Genomic DNA, 2,753 nt, shown 5'->3' with positions numbered 1-2,753 from the left:
CCGGCCCGACCTGAGGACGACGGCCTGCTGGGCGGTTTCCTGACCGACCTGGCGGGCTTCGACGCCGCGTTCTTCGGCCTCTCGCCCAACGAGGCGCTGCGCATGGACCCGCGCCAGCGCCTGGCGCTGGAGGTCGCCTGGGCCGCGCTGGAGCACGCGGGCCTGGCCGCCGACGGGCTGCGCGGCGGCCGGACCGGCGTCTTCCTCGGCATGATGTCCGACGGCCAGTACGCCGCGACGCAGACCGAGGCCGACCCCGGCAGCCCCGACGACCCGCACTTCGGCACCGGCATCGCGCCCAGCGTGCTCGCGGGCAGGCTGTCCTACCTGCTCGACCTGCGCGGCCCGAGCCTCACCGTGGACACGGCGTGCTCGTCGTCGCTGGTCGCGGTGCACCTGGCGGCCGAGAGCCTGCGGCGCGGCGAGTGCGACGTGGCCGTGGCCGGCGGCGTGAGCGCGGTGGTGCACCCCACCGCCGTCCGGCAGGCGCTGCGGATGAACATGCTCGCCGCGGACGGCCGCTGCAAGGCGTTCGACGCCGACGCCGACGGGTTCCTGATCGGCGAGGGCTGCGGCGTCGTGGTGCTCCAGCGGCTGGGCGACGCCCGGCGGCGGCGCGGCCGCGTCCTGGCGGTGCTGCGCGGCTCGGCGGTGAACCAGGACGGCCGCAGCAACGGCCTGACCGCGCCCAACGGGACCGCGCAGGTGGCGGTCATCCGCGCCGCGCTCGACCGGGCGGGCGTCGAACCGGCGCGCGTGGGCTACGTGGAGGCGCACGGGTCGGGCACCCGGCTGGGCGACTCGATCGAGATGGACGGCCTCCAGGAGGTGTTCGGCCCCGGCCGCGCCGCGCCGCTGGTGGTCGGCGCGGTGAAGACCAACGTCGGCCACCTGCTGGGCGCGGCCGGGGTGGCGGGACTGATCAAGGCGGTCCTCGCGCTCGACCGCGGCGTGGTCCCGGCGAACCTGCACCACGTGCGGCCGAACCCGGCGATCGGCTGGGGCCGGTGCCCGGTGCTGCTGCCCACCGGGCCGACGCCGTGGCCGGCGGGCGCGGAACCGCGGGTCGCCGGGGTCAGCTCGTTCGGCTGGTCCGGCACCAACGCCCACGTCGTGCTGGAGCAGGCGCCGCCGGAACGCCCGACCGCGCCGCGACCCGGCCCCCGGCTGCTGACCGTCTCCGGCCGCGACGCCGACGGGCTCGCCGAGACCGCGCGCCGGTTGTCCGCCGAGGTCGCCGCGGGCCGCGCCGACCTGGCGGACCTCGCCTTCACCACGCAGGTGGGCCGCGCCGCGCTGGAGCACCGCGCCGCGCTGCTGGTCCACGACCGGGACGAGGCCGCCACCGCGCTGACCGCCCTCGCGGACGCGCCACCGGACCACCACGTGCCGCCGGGGCACCACCCGGCCACGGCCCTGCTGCTGCCCGGCCAGGGCGACCACCACGCGGGCATGGGCCGGGGCCTGCACGCGACCCGCCCGGCCTTCCGCGCGGCCCTCGACGAGTGCGTGCGGCTGTGCCGGGAGCTGCGCGACCTGGACCCGGCGCCGCTGCTGTTCGCCGAACGGGGCCACCACGACCTGTTCGCCCGGGACGCCGCGGGCGACACGACCCCCGTGGACGTCGTGCACGCGGCCGTCTTCGCGGTGGACTACGCCTGCGCGCGCCTGTGGGACGAGCTGGGCGTGCGGGCGGACGCGCTGCTCGGCTACAGCCTGGGCGAGTACGTCGCGGCCTGCCTGAGCGGTGTGTTCACCCTGCCCGACGCCCTGGCGCTGGTCGTGGACCGGGCCCGGCTCGTGGCGACCGCGCCGCCCGGCGCGATGCTCGCCGTGGCGCTGCCCGAGGACCAGGTGGCCGACCGGCTGACCGCCGAGCTGTCCGTGGCCGCCGTGGACGGCCCGGGGCTGACCGTGGTGGCCGGCCCGGAGCACGCGGTGGCCGCGGTGGCGTCGCGGCTGGCCGCCGAGCGCGTCGCCCACCGCCGGGTCGCCGCGTCGCGCGCCATGCACTCCGCGTCGCTCGCCCCGCTGCGGTCCCGGCTGGCCGACCTGGTGGCCGCGGTGCCGCGCGGCGAGCCGACCGTGCCGTTCCTGTCCAACGCCACCGGCACGTGGATCACCGCGGACCAGGCGCGCGACCCCGCCTACTGGGCCGACCACCTGTGCCTGCCGGTCCGGTTCGGGCCCGCGGTCGAACTGCTCGCCGCCGAGGGCTTCGGGGTGCTGCTGGAGGCGGGGCCCGGTCGCGGCCTGTCGAGCCTGGCCACCCAGGTGCTGTTCGCCGCCGGGCGCACGGGCGTGGTGGCGGCGCCGACGCTGCCCGCGGCCGGCGAGGACCGGCCGGACGCGGAGGTGCTGCTCGACACCGCGGGCGGGCTGTGGAGCCGGGGCGTGCCCGTGGACCGGTCCCGGCTGGACCCCGACCCGACCCGGCGCACCACGAGCCTGCCGACCTACCCGTTCCGGCACACCGCTTTCTGGCCGGAGCCGGTCGCGCCCGGAGCCGCTCCCACGTCGGGCGCGCGCCCCGTGCCCGGTGTGCGCGCCGGCAAGGCGCCCGACCCGGCCGACTGGTGCCACGTGCCGACCTGGCGGCAGGTCCCGGTCCGGGCGGGGCGGGTCGGCGACGGCCCGTGGCTGGTGTTCGCCGACCCGCTCGGCGTCGCCGCGACCGTCGCGGAACGCCTGCGCGCCGAGGGCGCCGAGGTGTTCACCGCCCACCCGGGCGACGGCTTCCGGCAGCTCGACGA

Annotated in this window: 1 protein-coding gene; it reads left to right on the top strand. The window is 78.6% G+C overall.

Annotation, left to right across the window (positions count from 1 at the left end):
* Nucleotides 1-2,753, top strand: a 2,753-nt coding sequence (locus ACFV4N_RS42410; protein ID WP_499678350.1) for a type I polyketide synthase, incomplete at both ends; no start/stop codon positions are given.

It is taken from the genome of Actinosynnema sp. NPDC059797, assembly GCF_042732085.1.
Taxonomy (GTDB): Bacteria; Actinomycetota; Actinomycetes; order Mycobacteriales; family Pseudonocardiaceae; genus Actinosynnema.
This window is presented reverse-complemented; position numbering and strand designations above follow the sequence as displayed.